Source organism: Streptomyces sp. NPDC030809, assembly GCF_055572195.1.
In genome coordinates this window covers 40,444-56,847 of the sequence record NZ_JBVIDV010000021.1, presented here as the reverse complement: position 1 = coordinate 56,847, position 16,404 = coordinate 40,444, and the positions used below count along the sequence as shown (strand labels likewise).

The following is a 16,404-nucleotide window of genomic DNA, read 5'->3' as shown; positions in this document are numbered from 1 at the left end:
GGTCAGTGCCGTCCGTTCAGGCAGGAGGGGGCGTCAGCAGTACTTGAAGGAGCTGATCTTGTCGTTGATCCACGAGGGGACGGAGGGCCAGTGCTCCCACGGCCCGATCTTGAATTCCAGGCCGCCGTACCCGTTGTGCTCGTAGAAGCAGATGCTGCTGCCGGTGTTGTTCAGCACCGAGGACGTGACGTCCTGCATCCCCTTGTCCCCGGTGGAACTCCGGGCCAGCTTTCCCATGTCGCCGACGTTCTGGTTCGAACCGAACGAGCCGAATTTGTGGTCGTAGACGAACTTCCCCTGGATGAAATTGCCCTCCGACCACAGGCAGACGTAGCCGTTCGGGCAGGACCCCGCCCCGTGGCCGATGTCGAAGGCGGAGGCGGCGCTCGCGGAGGTCGCACTGGCCACGACCAGCGCGGCCGCGGCGGCCGCGCCCAGACCGAGCCTCGTCAGCTTGCTCTTCGAAAACATTGATGTCCTTCTGTTCGAAATTCTTCCGGACGGGTGTGCAGGGCTGGATCAGCAGAACTTGTAGGAGCTGATCCTGTCGTTGATCCAGGTGGGCACGGAGGCCCACTTCTCATAAGGGCCGATCTTGAATTCCAGGCCGCCGTACCCGTTGTGCTCGTAGAAGCAGATGTGGCTGCCGGTGTTGTTCACGACCGAGGAGGCGGAATCCTGCATGCCCTTCCAGCGGAAGAGCTTGCTCTCGAAGACGAACTTCCCCATGTCGGAAATGTTCTCGTTCGAGCCCACGGCCCCGAAGTCGTACCCGCCCGCGGGATTCCCGCGGATGTAGTTGTTCTCGCTCCACAGGCACACCCAGTTGGCAGGGCACTTGCCGGACCCGGTCTGGATGTCGGTCAGGACGGAGGCGCTCGCACTCGTCGCCGTCACCGCAACGACACCGGTCACGGCCGCGGCGCCCACCGCCACCCTCGCCACTGCTCTCCGCAGGTTCATCACGCACTCCTCTGCTCCGTGCACCGGCCGCACCGGCGCAACTGCTCCCAGCTGCCTGGGGTTTCAGCACCGGCATCTCCGCTCGCCGGGCAACTCCACAGTGCCCTCGCAGTCCCGGCGGGGACATCGGTCATCTGACTGCCTGTGCCCGCCCCCGCCGCCCACCGGCCGCCTTACGTCACGTGCCGCTACGCCGTGACGCCGGACCCGGGTACCCCGCACACGGGGAGTCTTCGCCGTGGAACGGGGTATGCGCGCGTGAGGAGACACCCTGCGGCGGCGGGCGGTGGGAGGCGACTGCGTGAGTCCAGACCGCCCCGGCCCGGGTGGCCGCCGGCATCGCAGCGCCCAGGGCGACGCGGCCGAGGTCCGAGGTCCGAGGTCCGAGTTCCGAGTTCCGAGTTCAGGGAGACGATCCAGACATGAGCCGTCAGCCTTCGGGCGAGGCATCCCAGCAGCATTCCGACCGGCTGCGCGAGCAGGTCCGGGGGCGGGCATGAAAGCGTCGAAGATCGCGTACAAACCGGTCGGGCTCACGCTCGGTGCCCTCAGCGGCCTGATCGCGAGCGCGGTGTTCAAGCAGGCGTGGAAGCTGATCGGCCACGAGGACGATGCGCCGGACGCCACCGACGAGGACCGCACCTGGCGGGAGGTCCTGACCGCCGCGGCCCTGCAAGGCGCGGTATTCGCCGTGGTCAAGGCCGCCGTCGACCGCGCCGGCGCCGTGACGACACACCGCCTGACCGGCACCTGGCCCGGCTGAAGCGCCCCGCCCGCGACCGCCGGCCCCGCACGCGCGTAGAGCTCGTACGGAAACCGCCGGGGCCGTCCTGGTCCGCGGCGCGCCCGTCCGTCCGCGTGCGCATGGCGCCGTACGGAGTGGGAACACGCTGAACGGTCCGGGCGTAGGTCGAACCGGCGGCCGGGGCCGCGGCGTGGTGGAGCGGGTGCCGGACCGGCTCGGGTCGGGCCCGGGCCGGCACCCGGCCCGACCATCGGCCGCTCCGGCACCGAAACGGGCAGGAGGAGCACGTGGCGAGGGCGAGCAGGACGGGGACGAGTGCCGCGGCGACGACGAGTGCCGCGGCGACCAGGAGAGCCGCCGCGGCCGAGGCCCCGGAGGCGGGGGCAGCGCTGGCGGAGTACCACCGGCGCCGGGACTTCTCGAAGACCGCAGAGCCGCGGGGCGGCACCGCCGCGGACAGCGGTGACCGGCCCTCCTTCGTGGTGCAGATCCACGACGCCACCGCCCTGCACTTCGACTTCCGGCTGGAAGTGGACGGCGTGCTGAAGTCGTGGGCCGTCCCGAAGGGCCCCTCCAGCGACCCGCACGACAAGCGGCTCGCCATGCCCACCGAGGACCACCCCCTGGAATACCGCGACTTCGAGGGCCGGATCGCCGCGGGGGAGTACGGGGCGGGCCCGGTGATCGTCTGGGACGAGGGCACCTACCGCAACCTTTCCACCGACCGCCGCGGTACAGAGATCCCCTTCGCCGAGGCACTCGCCGCCGGACACGCCTCGTTCTGGCTCGACGGCCGCAAGGTGCAGGGCGGCTGGTCGCTCACTCGCTTCCGCCCCGGCGAGGGCGGGCAGCGGGAAGCCTGGCTGCTGGTCAAACGCGCAGACGGCCACGCCCGTTCCGACGGCGGCCACGACCCCCGGCGGGCCCGCTCGGTCCGCACGGGCCACACCTTGAAGCAGGTCGCCGAACAGGCGGCCGAGGGGAGGACGCGATGACCACGACGAGCGGGGCGAGGACGACGAGCGGGGCGAGCGGGGCGAGGACGACGAGCGGGACGAGCGGGACGGGCAGGGCAGGTGCCGTGGACGGCACGAGGGCGATCAGGACCGGACGCCGCACGGTCGAGCTCCACCGGCCCGACAAGGTGCTCTTCCCCCACGACGGCATCACCAAGGCCGATCTCGCCGCCTACTACCGCACCGTCGCCCCGCGCATGCTGCCCCACCTGCGCGGCCGCCCCCTGATGCTGGAGCGGCACCCCGACGGCATCCGACGCTGGCACTCCGGATTCATGCAGAAGGACATCCCCGACCACTTCCCGGACTGGATCCAACGCGTCGAACTGCCCAAGGAGGACGGGACCGTCACCCACGTGCTCTGCGAGGACACCGCGACCCTGGTCTACCTCGCCGACCAGGGGTGCATCACCCCCCACCGGTGGCTGTCCCGGGCCGACCGGCCCGACCACCCCGACCGGCTCGTCTTCGACCTCGACCCCTCCGGAGACGATTTCCAGCCCGTACGGGAAGCCGCCGGACAGCTCCACGAACTCCTCGACGGGATCGGGCTCCCCGCACAGCTGATGACCAGCGGCTCACGTGGTCTGCACGTGCTCGTCCCCCTGGACCGGCGCGCCCCCTTCGACGAGGTCCGCGCCTTCGCCGCCGCTGTCGCCGCCGTCCTCGTCGACCGCCACCCCGACCGGCTCACCACCGCCGCCCGCAAGAAGGACCGCGGGGACCGGCTGTACGTCGACATCCAGCGCAACGGCTACGCCCAGACCGCCGTCACGCCGTACGCCGTACGCGCCCGCCCGGGCGCACCAGTGGCGGCCCCGCTCTCCTGGGACGACCTGGAAGACCCGGACCTCCACGCCGGCAGCCGGACCCTCGCCGACGCCGACCGGCTCGTCAAGGACAACCCCTGGAGCCCGGCCCCGCGCCCCCGCTCCCTCGGCCCGGCCGCACAACGCCTCCGCACCCTCACCGCCCCCACCCGCAGCGGCCCTCGGCCTCCGGCCCCCCGAGTGGACAGGGGCCAGGGATGAGCGCGGCGGGCGGGGGCAGGTGAGGGAACAGGGAGCCGTACGGTCCAGCACCCCCGCGGGGCCGCGGCACCGGCCGCACGTCGCAGAAGGCAGGAGGAGCCATGGGAACCCCACCCGACGATCCTGTTCCGCCGAGTCCGACCCCGGCGCCGGGACCCGGCCCCGGGCCGCAGCCGGGCCCGGTCCCCGGTCCGGTGCCCGCCCCCGGCGGCCCCGACCCGGTTCCCCCGGCGCCACCCCAGCCCGAACCGGACCCCCAGCCCGAGGATCCGCGCCCGGAACCGCAGCCGCATCCGGGTCCTCTGCCCGGCCCCGTACCCGCACCGGAACCGGTCACCTGACCTGCCGACCGACGAGCCGCACGTACGCCCGGAAGCCGTGCTCCGGCGGCCGGCGGCAGCCGAACCCGCGCCGCAGCCGCACCCGCGCCGCAGCCGTCCGCGTGCCCGCTACCGCCAGGGGCGGCTTCCCGGCCCGGTCGGGTGGGTGCCGGTGACGCCCATGACCACCGAGTACAGGCTGGTCTCGGCGGTGATGAAGAGGCGGTTGCGCTTCGGGCCGCCCCAGGCGATGTTGGCGACGGCCTCGGGGACGTTCAGACGGCCGATCAGGGTGCCGTCCGGGTCGTAGCAGTGCACGCCGTCGTCCATTGCGGCGGCCCAGAGCCGACCGCCGTCGTCGAAACGGAGGTTGTCGAAGCGTGCCCTGTCACGCGCCCCGGCCTCGGCGAAGACCTTGCCCTCGGACAGGGTGTTGCCGTCGCGTACGTCGAAGACCCGGATGAAGCCCGACCGGGTGTCGGAGACGAAGAGCTGCCGCTCGTCGGGGGAGAAGACGAGGCCGTTCGGCGCGCCGAAGCCGTCCGCGACGAGCCGTACGTCCCCGCCGGCCGGGTCGATCCGGTAGACGTTGTTGGCGCCGATCTCGCTCTCCGCGCGGTAGCCCTCGTAGTCGCTGGTGATGCCGAAATCGGGGTCGGAGAACCAGATCGAGCCGTCGGACTTCACGGCCGCGTCGTTCGGGCTGTTCAGGCGCTTGCCCTGCCACCGGTCGGCCAGGACGGTCAGCGTGCCGTCGTGTTCGGTCCGGGTCACCCGGCGGTTGCCCTGCTCGCAGGTGATCAGACGGCCCTCACGGTCGAGGGTGTTGCCGTTGGTGTGTCCGGCGGAACGGCGGAAGACCCCGACCGAGCCCGTCTCCTCGTCCCACCGCAGCATCCGGTCGTTGGGGATGTCGCTCCAGACCACCTGGCGCCAGGCCGGCACGTACACCGGCCCCTCGGCCCAACGGCAGCCCGTGAACAGCACCTCCAGCGCGGCGTCCCCGTTCATGCACCTGCCCGTACGGAACCGGTCGTCCAGCATCTCGTACAGCCCCGGGCGCTCGCCGCTCATGGAAGTCCACTCCTCACGAAATCTGCCGCATACCGAATGTGGATCGGCTTGTCTCGCATCTTGCAGGATCAGATACTGTCTCTGCGAGCGATTCCGAATGGAGAGTTGTGGATCACATCGACCGTGCGCTGCTGGCTCAGCTCCAGCAGGACGCCACCACGTCCTACGCCGCCCTCGGACAAGCCGTCGGCCTGTCCGCCGGAGCCGCCCACGAGCGGGTGCGCAAGCTGAGGGACCGCGGCGTCATCCGGCGCACCACCGTCGACGTGGACCCGGCCGCGGTGGGCAGTGCCGTCCTGGCCTACGTGATGGTCGACTCGACGTCCTGGATGGGTGATTCGGCCGCCGACTTCGCCGCCCTCCCCGAGATCGTGGAGGCGCACGTCATCGCCGGCAGCGCCTCGGTGCTGGTGAAGGTGCGGACCGCGACCACCGAGCAGCTGCAGGACGTGCTGCGCCGGATCTACGCCATCGAGGGGGTCAGCGGAACACAGGCAACGGTGGTCCTGGAAACCTTCTTCGAGCGGCCCCTGTCACCCCTCTGACCTCATCCGGACCACCCCTGCAGCTCTCCGCTCCGCAGGCCTTCGCCGCGCCGTCCGGCGAGCCCGTGGAGCCTCGCCGCGGTGGCGGGCCCTGAACCCGCGGCCGCAGGGTCGGCCGCGCCGAGCTCCTGCCGTGAACCACTCCCGCGGACCCGACCCACGCCCTAGACTGCGACCGCTTCAGGACCTGGCGATCATCGGGAGGGCGTACGGGATGAAACGAGCACTGATCAGCGCATTTGCGGCCGCGGGGTTAGTCGTGTCCGGGGGGAGTGTCGCCGCCGCCTCCGACGGGGCTCCGCCGCGCACCACGCACGGCCCCTGCCAGTACACGCAGACCCCGGACGAGCCGCCGGCGCGCTCTGTTCCGCTGCCGCCCGACCCGCGGCGCACCCCCAGCCGCGGCACCGTGGACATGGCCGTCCCGACCAGCCGGGGCCCGCTCCCGCTGCGTGTGGACCGGGCCAAGGCGCCGTGCACGGTCCAGAGTTTCCTGCACCTGGCACGGCACGGGTTCTACGACCGCACGGTGTGCCACCGGCTGACGGCGTATCCGACGCTGAAGGTCCTGCAGTGCGGCGACCCGACCGGTACCGGTGAGGGCGGGCCCGGGTACAAGTACAAGGACGAACTGCCGGTGGACCTGCCGCCGGCACCCACCGACCCGACCGGCACGCGCCGGCTCTACGGGCGCGGCCTGCTGGCGATGGCCAACGCCGGTCCGAACACCAACGGTTCGCAGTTCTTCGTCGTGTACGGCGACTCCGCCCTGCGGCCGAACTACACGGTGTTCGGCACGGTCGGCCCCGACGGCCTGAAGACGCTCGACAAGGTCGCCGCCGGGGGCATCGAGCCGACCGCGGACAACCCGGCACCGATCGACGGCACCCCCGTGCTGCGGACCGAGCTGCTCCGCGTCCGGCCGTCCTGCCGGCACTGACGTACGCCGACGCGACCGCGTCTCCAGTGAACAAACGTTTCGGCGCTGAGCGTGAGCGCTGAGCGCTGGACACAGAGCGCTGGGCACAGAGCACCGAGTACAGAGCACAGAGCACCGAGCACGGAACACCGAGCACAGAGCGCCCAGGACTCGCCCGGCGGATCAGAGTGGGTGTGCCTCTGATCCGCCGGGCCCGGACTACGGCTGGATCGAGCGCCAGATGCGCTCGGACAGGACACGGGCGGCCTCGTTGAGGTCGATGTCCTGCGGAGTGGCCAGCCAGCGGTGGGAGGCCACCGCCACCGGCCCGACGACCAGGACCTCCAGCAGCGCATCGGGCAGCGCCGCGATCTGGCCCGCCTCGACCCACGGCCGCAAGTGGTCGGCGACGCGCGGGAAGTGGTCCGGTTCGACCCCCCGGGCCCGGTCCGCATGGACGGCCAGGTAGCTGGAGTACGCCGAGCCGTGCAGGAACCGGGCCATCTCCGGGTTCTCCCGGGTGAAGCGCAGGTACGTGGTCACCAGGGCGCGGATCGCGGTACGGGCGCTCCTGGCCCGGCCGAAGGCGGCGAGGACCTCGCCGTACTGCCGCTCCAGACAGCGCGAGTAGAGCGCGGCGGCCAGACCGTCGACGCTGCCGAAGTGGTGGTACAGGCTGCCCAGGCTGACCCCGCTGGCCGAGGTGATCGCGTGGACCGTGAACCCGGCCTGGCCTTCCGCGGCGTACACCTGGAGTGCCGCGGTCAGCAAGCGTTCGACGGTGATCTCGCCACGTGACTGCTTCGTTGCCATGGGCGGAGAGTCTAATGCGGCACCGGAGTGCTTCGCGGTGGCGGGATTCCGGCCCCTCCGCGACCGCGGGGCAGAGCCGACAGTTCGGTGAACTTCCCTGTCCCGTACCCGATTCGGAGGCTCCGGCGCGACCCTCCGAGGGCAGCGCCATCCCGCCAAACTGAAATAATTTTCTAGAAACGCATTCCACTTCCAGACTCCGCGGAACCATACTGGCGCCGTTCCGCGGCCCAGAGACGTACGGCCGTCAGCCCCCTCTCACCCCGAGGAGACGCATGAGAATCACACGGGTCGGCCTCCTGGCAGCGGCGGCGGCAGCACTGCTGCTCGCGCCGACCGCGCCCGCGCCGGCATCGGCCTCCGTCCAGGCCCCCCATGCGAACGCCGCGGCCGACCGGCCGGACTTCTTACTTCCGTTCCCCTGCAACAGCGTGATCGAGCTGAAGACCTACGCAGGTCACAACCCGGACGACAAGAAGATCGACATGTACCGGCAGGGCATGCGGGAGGGCAGCCCCATCCTGGCCTCGGCCGACGGCTACGTGCACGAGAACTTCTCGCCGGGCGGGCTGGAGATCCGGCACGGCGGCGGCTGGTTCACCACGTACATGCACATGACCGGGGTGGTGGCGGCCGGCACCTGGGTCAAGCGCGGCGACGTGGTCGGCTACATGGGGGACGTCGGCTCGGAAGGCAGGCCCCACCTGCACTACGAGCAGCTCTACAACCCCAGCAGCGACCAGGACGCCGACAACCAGCACATCGTCAACCCCGTGCTTCAGGGGCAGGGACCGCTGGTCATGAACCCCGACATCCCGATCACCATGACCAGCACGAACTGCGGTGTGTCTGCGGGCAGCAGCCTGTTCGCGCAGTCCCCGGACCGCTCCGGTGTGTTCCAGTGGTCGGGGAACGGCACGGCGTGGAGCAAGGTGGGCGGGGCGGCCGGGACCCTGTACGCGGGTGGTGCGGGGGTGTTCGCGACGAACCCGTCCACGGGTGATCTGTACAAGATGAACGGTCCGAACAACTGGGCCAAGGTGGGTGGCCCTGCCAAGGTCTTCGCCGTGACGGGCAATGGCCTGTTCGGTCTTTCGCCCGATGGCTCCGGTGTCTTCCAGTGGTCGGGCAACGGCACGACCTGGAACAAGGTGGGCGGAGCGGCCGGGACCCTGTACGCGGGTGGCGCGGGCCTGTTCGCGACGAACCCGTCCACGGGTGATCTGTACAAAATGAACGGTCCGAACAACTGGGCCAAGGTGGGCGGCCCCGGCAAGACCTTCGCCGTGACGGGCAACGGCCTGTTCGGTCTCTCGCCCGACGGCTCCGGTGTCTTCCAGTGGTCGGGCAACGGCACCACGTGGAACAAGGTGGGCGGCGCCGCGGGCACCCTGTACGGCGGCGGGGCTGGCCTGTTCGCCACGAACCCGTCCACGGGTGACGTGTACAAGATGAACGGCCCGAACAACTGGGTCAAGATCGGCGGTGCCGGCCACCAATTCGCCGTCGCGAGCGATGCGATCTACGGCCTGTCGCCCAACAGCGATGCCGTCTTCAAGTGGTCCGGCAACGGGACCACCTGGCTCAAGGTCGGCGGTCCCGCCTCCTTCATCGCGGGCCGGTAGCCGACGATCGGCGAAGCCGTCAACGGACGGGCCCGGGTCCCCTGGCCGGGCCCGTCCGCTTCCCCCCTGGAGCGACGTGTTGTCACGCATCACCCTGGCTGCCGCGGCTTTGGCCGCGCTCTCCCTCGGGGCACTCCCGTCCACCGCCGCCCCGGCGCCTGCCCGCCCCTCCGCGGATGCCTTCGCGGACACCTCCTCCGCGGACCCCGGCCCGCTGAGGACCGACTCGCCGAGGACCAGCCCTCCGAGGACCAGCTCGCCGAAGACCAGCCCGCCGAGGACCAGCTCGCCGAGGACCGGCTCGACCGACGCCGGCTCCGTGGCCACCGGAGACTTCGTCCGCGTCTACACCCCCGGCACCGGGGAATCGCAGCCCTGGTACATCAACGACCACACCTTCATCCGTGACGAGGCCACCGGGACCTGGCACCTCTTCGGCATCACCCACGCCGAACCGGCCGACCCGGAGGACGAGGACGCGTTCGCGCACGCCACGGCACCCAGTCTGCGCGGACCGTGGACCAAGCAGCCCATGGCCCTGACGGTCGACCCCTCGTACGGGGAGTCGCACCTGTGGGCACCGCACGTCATCCGCTCCGGCACCACGTACTACATGTTCTACGCGGGCGGGCAGACCGTAGGCGACCCGTCCAGGAGCCAGATCAACCTGGCCACCTCCACCGACCTGGTCCACTGGAAGCGGCGGCCCGCAGGACCCCTCTTCCGCGACGGACAAGAAGCACGCGACCCGATGGTCACCCGGGTCGGCTCCCAGTGGGTCATGTACTACACCGCCACGGAGACAGCTGCCGGAGGACGCAGCGTCGTCGCGTACCGGACGAGTACGGACCTGATCACGTGGAGCCCCCGCAAGACCGCGTTCACCGCCCTCGGCGAGGGCTGGTCCGAATCCCCCTACGTGGTACAGCGCAACGGCCTCTGGTACCTGTTCATCGGCGGCTCCGCGACCGACGACTACGTCGGTGCCGAGGTGTACGCCAGCTCGGACCCGCTGCACTTCACGGCCGACGGTCAGGTCGGCCGCCTGCCGTCCCACGCCGCCGAGGTCGTCACCGACCACGACGGAAGCCCATGGCTGAGCAGCGCGGGCTGGGGCACGGGCGGAGTCGACCTGGCACCCCTCAGGTGGCGGGCGCGGCCCTACACCCCGCACCACCTGTACGCACTGAGCCCGGACAGGAGCACCGTCCTCCAGCGGACGGACGGCAACTCCTGGACGAGGATCGGCGGCCCGGCCGCCACCCTGATCGGCGGCGAAGGCGGCCTGTTCGCCACCAGCCCGACCACCGGCGACATCTTCCAGTACAACGGCACCCCGGACAGCTGGAGCAGGATCGGCGGACCCGGGGCCCAGTTCGCAGTGGCCGACGGCACGCTGTACGGGCTCGGCCCGGACAAGAACGCCGTCTTCCGGTGGACCGGATCCGGCACCGCCTGGACGAGGATCGGCGGCCCGGCGGGCGCACTGCACGCAGGCCGCGCGGGCCTGTTCGCCACCAACCCCGTCACCGGCGACATCTTCCAGTACAACGGCACCCCGGACAGCTGGACCAAGGTCGGCGGACCGGGAAAGACCTTCGCGGTCACCAACGAGGCGCTGTACGGCCTGTCGCCGAACGGCGGTGCAGTCATGAAGTGGACCGGGTCGGGCACGACCTGGACCAAGGTCGGCGGAGCGGCCGGAGCCCTCTTCGGAGGCGGCGCGGGCCTGTTCGCCACCAACCCCGCCAACGGCGACCTCTACCGGTACAGCGGCGTACCGGACAACTGGTCCAAGGCCGGCGGTCCCGGGAACGCCTTCGCGGTCGCCGGTGACCGCCTCTACGGGCTGAGCCCCGACAAGAGCGGCGTCTTCCAGTGGTCCGGGTCGGCGACCTTCCAGTGGACCAAGGTCGGCGGGCCCGCCGCGAGCATCGCCACCGAGTAGCAATCGCCCCTTCCAAGGAGACACATGAACATCAGATGGACCGGCTTGCTGACGGCGGCGGCACTGCTGCTCGCACCCGTCACGGCCCTGGTTCCCGCCGCTCCGGCCGCGGCCACGGCAACCGCCCCGGAGGCGGACACCGCCGTCGCCGACATGCCGCCGTTCCAGCTCCCGATTCCCTGCGGGCAGCGGTGGACGACGTCCACGCACGACGGGCACGCCAGCCAGTACATGGTCGACATGGTCTCGGCCGGGGGAACCACACAGGGCACCCCCGCCCTGGCCTCGGCGGCCGGGCGGGTCGTCACCTCGCAGTTCGACAGCCAGGCCGGAAACTTCATCGTGATCGACCACGGCGGCGGCTGGCAGACCCGCTACCTGCACCTGGACCGGCTCGACGTCGCCGTCGGCAACGACGTCGAGCAGGGCAGGCAGATCGGCCTCGTCGGCAACACCGGCAGCTGGACCACCGGCGCGCACCTGCACTACGAGCAGAAACTGAACGGCTCCGTCGTGCAGGCCACGCTCGACGGGCGCTCCGTCCCCGTCACGTGGGAGTACAACCAGCACTTCGAGACGAGCGCGAACTGCGGCGTGTCTGCGGGCAGCAGCCTGTTCGCGCAGTCCCCGGACCGCTCCGGTGTGTTCCAGTGGTCGGGGAACGGCACGGCGTGGAGCAAGGTGGGCGGGGCGGCCGGGACCCTGTACGCGGGCGGTGCGGGGGTGTTCGCGACGAACCCGTCCACGGGTGATCTGTACAAGATGAACGGTCCGAACAACTGGGCCAAGGTGGGTGGCCCTGCCAAGGTCTTCGCCGTGACGGGCAATGGCCTGTTCGGTCTCTCGCCCGACGGCTCCGGTGTCTTCCAGTGGTCGGGCAACGGGACGACCTGGAACAAGGTGGGCGGAGCGGCCGGAACTCTGTACGCGGGCGGTGCGGGCCTGTTCGCCACGAACCCCACCACCGGTGACCTGTACAAGATGAACGGTCCGAACAACTGGGCCAAGGTGGGCGGCCCCGGCAAGACCTTCGCCGTGACGGGCAATGGGCTGTTCGGTCTTTCGCCCGACGGCAGCGGTGTCTTCCAGTGGTCGGGCAACGGCACGACCTGGAACAAGGTCGGCGGCGCCGCCGGAACCCTGTACGGCGGCGGGGCTGGCCTGTTCGCCACCAACCCCACCACCGGCGACCTCTACAAGATGAACGGCCCCAACAACTGGGCCAAGATCGGCGGAGCGGGCAGCCAGTTCGCGGTCGCCGGCGATGCGATCTACGGCCTGTCGCCCAACAGCGATGCCGTCTTCAAGTGGTCCGGCAACGGCACCACCTGGCTCAAGGTCGGCGGCCCCGCCTCCTTCATCGCGGGCCGGTAACCCCGACCCCTCCACGCGGCCCACCGGACCCGCCCTCCCTCACGAGGCTCCCGGTGGGCCGCTTTCCGAGGAGCTCTGGGCCGGGGCATCTGCAACTGGAGCCCTACGAGGGGAAGCCGACTCCCCGTTCGGCGAACACCCTCATCGCCTCGCCCAGGAACTCCACCATCCTTGGATGGTAGGAGTTGTGAAAGTCCCTCATGGCATCGTCTTCCGCGTAGAAGAGCGCCATCCCCACGTACGCTCGCCTGCTGGGTGTGTAAAAGCGGCAGGCTATGGCGAAGTGCCGGCCGATGAGCTCCTGGATCCGGGGATCCCCCGGCAGGGAGCCGTCCAGGCAAGCCGCGATCTCCCGGTACAGCACGTCCCAGTCCTGGTGGACCTGAGGCCTGTCGACGTGCTCCCAGTTGTTGGTCTCGGCGAGGCTTTTTGCCTGCTCTTCGGCCAGCGACCGACGGCACTCGTCCTCGTACTGCTTCCCCATGGCACCCACTATTTCGTTCTGCTGATCGTCCAGGCGGAACAGTGACACCGGCCCACCGGATCGGCAAGCCATTTGTTCGATCGGCGCAGGCAGCGTGCTCCCCGCCTCGGCACGCGCTGCCAAAGTGTGGGCCAGTGCGACGGCCTCATCGCTGAGGTGTCCTACTGTTCCGGCGCGGCCGGGGCCGCAGTTCGCCGTCGATCACGTAACAGCCCGGTCGCATGCGCGGAACGCGAGGTAGGAGTGCGCTGAGCCGAGCGAGGGGGGGAGTGGGCGTGTTTCACCGTGTGGGTGCAGGTGCCGTGTGGGTCGCTCTTGCCGTGGTGCCGGTGGTGGCTCCGGTGCCGGGGGCGGCTGCCGAAGCAGGGGCGGTCCAGCGGAATGCGGTGGCGGCTCCGAAGCCCGAGCCGAGTCCGGCGTCCGGTCCGCGGCTGCGGCTGGTGTTCCGTGCGGACGAGCAGCAGCCGGCGGAGCAGGGCGACGAGTTCGGGATCGGCATCGCGGGCATGCCCGCCGGCTGGGACGCCGTGTCCGTCACCTCCCCGGCCCTGGTGGATCCGGTGCACCTGATTCCGAGGTCCGACGGTGCCACGGACTCCGACCCGGACCGGTACCTGGCGCGCGCCATGGTCCGGATGGACGCGAGGCCGGGCACGTACGCGCTGGTCGCCACCAGCCACGGCCGCGTGGTCGCCTCTGCGGAACTGAAGGTGTCGCTGTACGGGCCGGCCCGGATCCGGCGGTTCGGCATCTGGCGGGAGGATGCGCTCCTGGGGGCTCCGGTCCGCCCCGGCAGCCGGGTGAACATCCTCCTCGGCGACGAGCACGACCTGCCGGGAGAAGACGTACTGGTGGCCAGGTCACCGGCGTTCAAGGGCGAGGTGAAGATCCGCAGGAACGGCCCGGAGGATCCGGGATGCAAGTGCGACGACGGGGCGACCCTGTACACCGGCCACACGACCCTGCGCGACGACCTGCCCGCGGGGACGTACCCCCTCACCGTCACCAGCCACAACGGCCGTGACACGCACACCGCGCACATCGTCCTGGCCGGTGAGCCCGTCGAGCCCGCCCGGACCTGGGCAGCCTGGGGCGTCCCGGCCCTGCTGGCCCTGCTGTGCGGGACCGCCATCGCGCTGCGCCGGCGCCGGCGCCGGAAGCACACTGCTCCCGCATAGAGCCGGGCGGCAGCCGGGCGGCTCCGCGGCTGCCCGCGCCCTTCGATTCAATGCAGAAACATTGCGAGTTTCCGCGCAGGCGGTCCGCGGACATGCTGGTCCCCTCGGGGCAGGACATCCGACTCCTTGGAGGGACCCATGCGCCTTCGAGAAGAACTGCCCGTCGACCACCGGCTCAGCCAGGTCTACCGAGCGGGTGCCGCGGTGTGCGGGCTGCTGCTCCTCGTCTTCGGTTGCCTCGGTTTCCTCGGCAGCCTGACTGCCTTCGGCACGGACGGGCAGCGCATTGCGGGCCTGTCCACCAACGGCTTCCTCAGCACCGTCTCGGTGGCCTTCGGGCTGCTTCTGGTCGTCGCCGCCGCAGTGGGAGGCAACCTCGCCTCGACGGTCAACATCATCGTGGGCGTCCTCTTCGTGGCCAGCGGCTTCGTCCACCTCTTCCTCATCGGGCGTGCGGGCAACATCCTGGACTTCGGGATGTCGAACGTCGTCTTCAGCTTCCTGATGGGCCTGCTGGTCATGACGTTCGGGATGTACGGCCGTGTCAGCGGCGGACTGGACCACGACAACCCCTACTGGCGGCGCCGGCACCCGGAGCACCGGGACGACCGCCTCTGACCGCGCAGCACGCGTCCCGGTCGCCGCCCTGTTCCCCGTCCGCATCGGCGGCCGGTGGAAAGAGCAGGGCGGCAGCCGGATTCAGGGCGCGGTCGCACGGGGCACGGCGGCAGCGACGTCATCGGCGAGCCGGTCGACTTCCTTGCGCAGGAACGGAGCCGCGAGGCGGGCGATGCCCTTGAAGGCGAAGGTCGCGTCGTAGGTCAGCCGTGTCGAGTCGGCCGACGCCGGCGTGAACCGGAGCTCGTCCGTGACGAGGACCGTGCCGTTCCGGCCGGTGAACACGAGGTGGTCGGCCTGTTGGACATCGAGGCGGTACTCCAGTGCGCTGGTGCGCCCGCGGAAGCGGGAGACGTTGCGCCACCGCGCGCCCGGCTTCACGGGCCCCTCGTCCAGGCGGACACAGGAAACGGTCGCGGGATCCCACTCCTGCGTGTGTGCGAAGTCCGCGAAATAGGTCACCGCCTCCCCGAGCGGACGGGGAACGAGCATCGTGCGCACCACGTGGATCATCGTCGCCTCCTCGGCATACGCGAGCACTCCTGCCGGGTTCTTCTGCCGTCGGCGGTTCCCCGGATGCACCCACCCCGGTTCTCGCCATGGGCGCGCCCATGGCGGCGTTCTGACTCGCATCGATTGCGCGTCGTAATATGGGTGGCATGACCGAAACGGCCCTCGGGGTCACGACGGGCGCGGTGGCACGGCGCCTGGGGGTTTCACCCACGACGGTGCGCTCCTGGGAGCAGCGGTACGGCATCGGGCCGGAAGTCCGGGAGGGCGGCAGGCACCGGCGCTGGATGCCCGGCGACGTCGCGATGCTCGAAGAGATGTGCCGGCTCACCTCGTCCGGTATTCCTCCGGCCGAGGCTGCCCGCGCTGCGGTGGCCGTGCGCGCTCGGCTCGCTTCGCAGGCCCGCGCGGAGTCCCCGCCGCCTTCGCAGCAGGAAGGCGTCGTGCCACCGGGCGTCCTCGGGCGGAGCGGTCCGGGCGGTCCGGGGCGTCCGGGCGGTCCGGGCAGTGGGCTGCCGCTGGGTGAGGTGCGTCAGGAGTGCCGCGGGCTGGCACGTGCCGCGGTCCGGCTCGACGGCCCGGCCATGGAAGCCCTGCTGCGGCAGGCGGTGGAGACCCACGGCCTGGTGATCGCCTGGGAGGAGGTGATGGTGCCGACGCTGCATGCGGTGGGCCGCAAGTGGGAGTCCACGGACGACCGGTACGTCGAGGTGGAACACCTGCTGTCGTGGCATGTGTCCACCGTGCTGCGCCGCGCGGCCGTCACGGTTTCCGGGACGCCGGCTCACGCGGCACCGGTGGTGCTGGCCTGTGTTCCCGGCGAGCAGCACACGCTGCCCCTGGAGGCGCTGGCCGCAGGTCTGGCCGAACGGGGCGTGCCGACCCGGATGTTCGGTGCGGCCGTGCCGGCCGAAGCCCTGCGGGCGGCGGTCACCCGGTCGGGTCCGAGGGCGGTGGTGTTGTGGTCGCAGTCCCGGTCCACGGCGGACGGCGTGCTGGCCCGCCAGGTGGCTTCGACGGCGTTCGGCCTCAAGGGGGCGAGGACCGCCCCGCTGGTCCTCCTCGCGGGCCCCGGATGGTCCGTACGCGCCGCAGTCGGCGGCATGAGGCGTCCTCGCGGGTTGCGGGAGGCCCTGGACGCGATTTCCGCCCTTTACCCGGACCACGCCCCGGACCCGGACGCGGTCACGGCCCCGGCCGCGGTCGCGGTCGCGACCGGCGGAGCAGCGCCCTGAGGCGCG

At 70.9% G+C, this 16,404-nt stretch carries 17 protein-coding genes; 11 read left to right on the top strand and 6 right to left on the bottom strand.

Annotated features, from left to right (window positions below):
* Positions 1–33 precede the first annotated feature (33 nt).
* Complete coding sequence (locus ACZ407_RS25770; RefSeq protein ID WP_468132165.1) at positions 34–471, bottom strand: peptidase inhibitor family I36 protein; 438 nt, start codon at positions 469–471, stop codon at positions 34–36.
* A 48-nt stretch (positions 472–519) separates the two neighbouring features.
* Complete coding sequence (locus ACZ407_RS25765; RefSeq protein WP_468132163.1) at positions 520–963, bottom strand: peptidase inhibitor family I36 protein; 444 nt, start codon at positions 961–963, stop codon at positions 520–522.
* Between the two features lie 496 nt (positions 964–1,459).
* Between ACZ407_RS25765 and ACZ407_RS25760 the strand changes: the two genes are divergently transcribed.
* From ACZ407_RS25760 to ligD, 3 genes are all read left to right on the top strand, one after another.
* Positions 1,460–1,726, top strand: a complete 267-nt coding sequence (locus tag ACZ407_RS25760) for a DUF4235 domain-containing protein (RefSeq protein ID WP_468132161.1) — start codon at positions 1,460–1,462, stop codon at positions 1,724–1,726.
* Between the two features lie 371 nt (positions 1,727–2,097).
* On the top strand, positions 2,098–2,703 hold the full coding sequence (locus ACZ407_RS25755) for a DNA polymerase ligase N-terminal domain-containing protein (RefSeq protein ID WP_468132340.1): 606 nt from the start codon (positions 2,098–2,100) through the stop codon (positions 2,701–2,703).
* Positions 2,700–3,755 (top strand): non-homologous end-joining DNA ligase, encoded by a 1,056-nt coding sequence (gene ligD, locus ACZ407_RS25750; RefSeq protein ID WP_468132159.1) that lies wholly within the window; start codon positions 2,700–2,702, stop codon positions 3,753–3,755. Before ACZ407_RS25755 ends, ligD begins: the two co-directional genes overlap by 4 nt.
* A gap of 449 nt (positions 3,756–4,204) precedes the next feature.
* On the opposite strand, the gene ACZ407_RS25745 is transcribed toward ligD, so the two are convergent.
* Positions 4,205–5,149, bottom strand: a complete 945-nt coding sequence (locus ACZ407_RS25745; protein WP_468132157.1) for an SMP-30/gluconolactonase/LRE family protein — start codon at positions 5,147–5,149, stop codon at positions 4,205–4,207.
* A 107-nt stretch (positions 5,150–5,256) separates the two neighbouring features.
* On the opposite strand from ACZ407_RS25745, the gene ACZ407_RS25740 reads away from it, so the two are divergent.
* Positions 5,257–5,694: an Lrp/AsnC family transcriptional regulator gene (locus ACZ407_RS25740; RefSeq protein WP_468132155.1), complete on the top strand. Its 438-nt coding sequence runs from the start codon at positions 5,257–5,259 to the stop codon at positions 5,692–5,694.
* 259 nt (positions 5,695–5,953) lie between these two features.
* Positions 5,954–6,634 (top strand): peptidylprolyl isomerase, encoded by a 681-nt coding sequence (locus tag ACZ407_RS25735; RefSeq protein WP_468132153.1) that lies wholly within the window; start codon positions 5,954–5,956, stop codon positions 6,632–6,634.
* 198 nt (positions 6,635–6,832) lie between these two features.
* Here ACZ407_RS25735 and ACZ407_RS25730 read toward each other — a convergent pair whose 3' ends face one another.
* Positions 6,833–7,426: a TetR/AcrR family transcriptional regulator gene (locus ACZ407_RS25730; protein ID WP_468132151.1), complete on the bottom strand. Its 594-nt coding sequence runs from the start codon at positions 7,424–7,426 to the stop codon at positions 6,833–6,835.
* A gap of 275 nt (positions 7,427–7,701) precedes the next feature.
* Here ACZ407_RS25730 and ACZ407_RS25725 point away from each other — a divergent pair, with 275 nt between their 5' ends.
* From ACZ407_RS25725 to ACZ407_RS25715, 3 genes are all read left to right on the top strand, one after another.
* Positions 7,702–9,051 carry a peptidoglycan DD-metalloendopeptidase family protein gene (locus ACZ407_RS25725; protein WP_468132149.1) on the top strand — a complete coding sequence of 450 codons (1,350 nt, stop codon included), beginning with the start codon at positions 7,702–7,704 and terminating at the stop codon, positions 9,049–9,051.
* Positions 9,052–9,130: 79 nt separating this feature from the next.
* Positions 9,131–10,999, top strand: coding sequence for a hypothetical protein (locus ACZ407_RS25720; RefSeq protein WP_468132147.1), 1,869 nt, complete (start codon positions 9,131–9,133; stop codon positions 10,997–10,999).
* Between the two features lie 24 nt (positions 11,000–11,023).
* A complete protein-coding gene (locus ACZ407_RS25715; protein WP_468132145.1) occupies positions 11,024–12,373 on the top strand; it encodes a peptidoglycan DD-metalloendopeptidase family protein in 1,350 nt (449 codons plus the stop codon).
* Positions 12,374–12,476: 103 nt separating this feature from the next.
* Here the strand turns inward: ACZ407_RS25715 and ACZ407_RS25710 are convergent, their stop codons facing one another.
* On the bottom strand, positions 12,477–12,857 hold the full coding sequence (locus ACZ407_RS25710; protein ID WP_468132143.1) for a TipAS antibiotic-recognition domain-containing protein: 381 nt from the start codon (positions 12,855–12,857) through the stop codon (positions 12,477–12,479).
* Between the two features lie 302 nt (positions 12,858–13,159).
* On the opposite strand from ACZ407_RS25710, the gene ACZ407_RS25705 reads away from it, so the two are divergent.
* Complete coding sequence (locus tag ACZ407_RS25705; RefSeq protein ID WP_468132141.1) at positions 13,160–14,035, top strand: hypothetical protein; 876 nt, start codon at positions 13,160–13,162, stop codon at positions 14,033–14,035.
* 138 nt (positions 14,036–14,173) lie between these two features.
* On the top strand, positions 14,174–14,653 hold the full coding sequence (locus tag ACZ407_RS25700; protein WP_468132139.1) for a DUF4383 domain-containing protein: 480 nt from the start codon (positions 14,174–14,176) through the stop codon (positions 14,651–14,653).
* 81 nt (positions 14,654–14,734) lie between these two features.
* On the opposite strand, the gene ACZ407_RS25695 is transcribed toward ACZ407_RS25700, so the two are convergent.
* A complete protein-coding gene (locus tag ACZ407_RS25695) occupies positions 14,735–15,193 on the bottom strand; it encodes an SRPBCC family protein (RefSeq protein ID WP_468132137.1) in 459 nt (152 codons plus the stop codon).
* A gap of 110 nt (positions 15,194–15,303) precedes the next feature.
* Here ACZ407_RS25695 and ACZ407_RS25690 point away from each other — a divergent pair, with 110 nt between their 5' ends.
* Positions 15,304–16,398 carry a MerR family transcriptional regulator gene (locus ACZ407_RS25690; RefSeq protein WP_468132135.1) on the top strand — a complete coding sequence of 365 codons (1,095 nt, stop codon included), beginning with the start codon at positions 15,304–15,306 and terminating at the stop codon, positions 16,396–16,398.
* Positions 16,399–16,404: the final 6 nt, after the last annotated feature.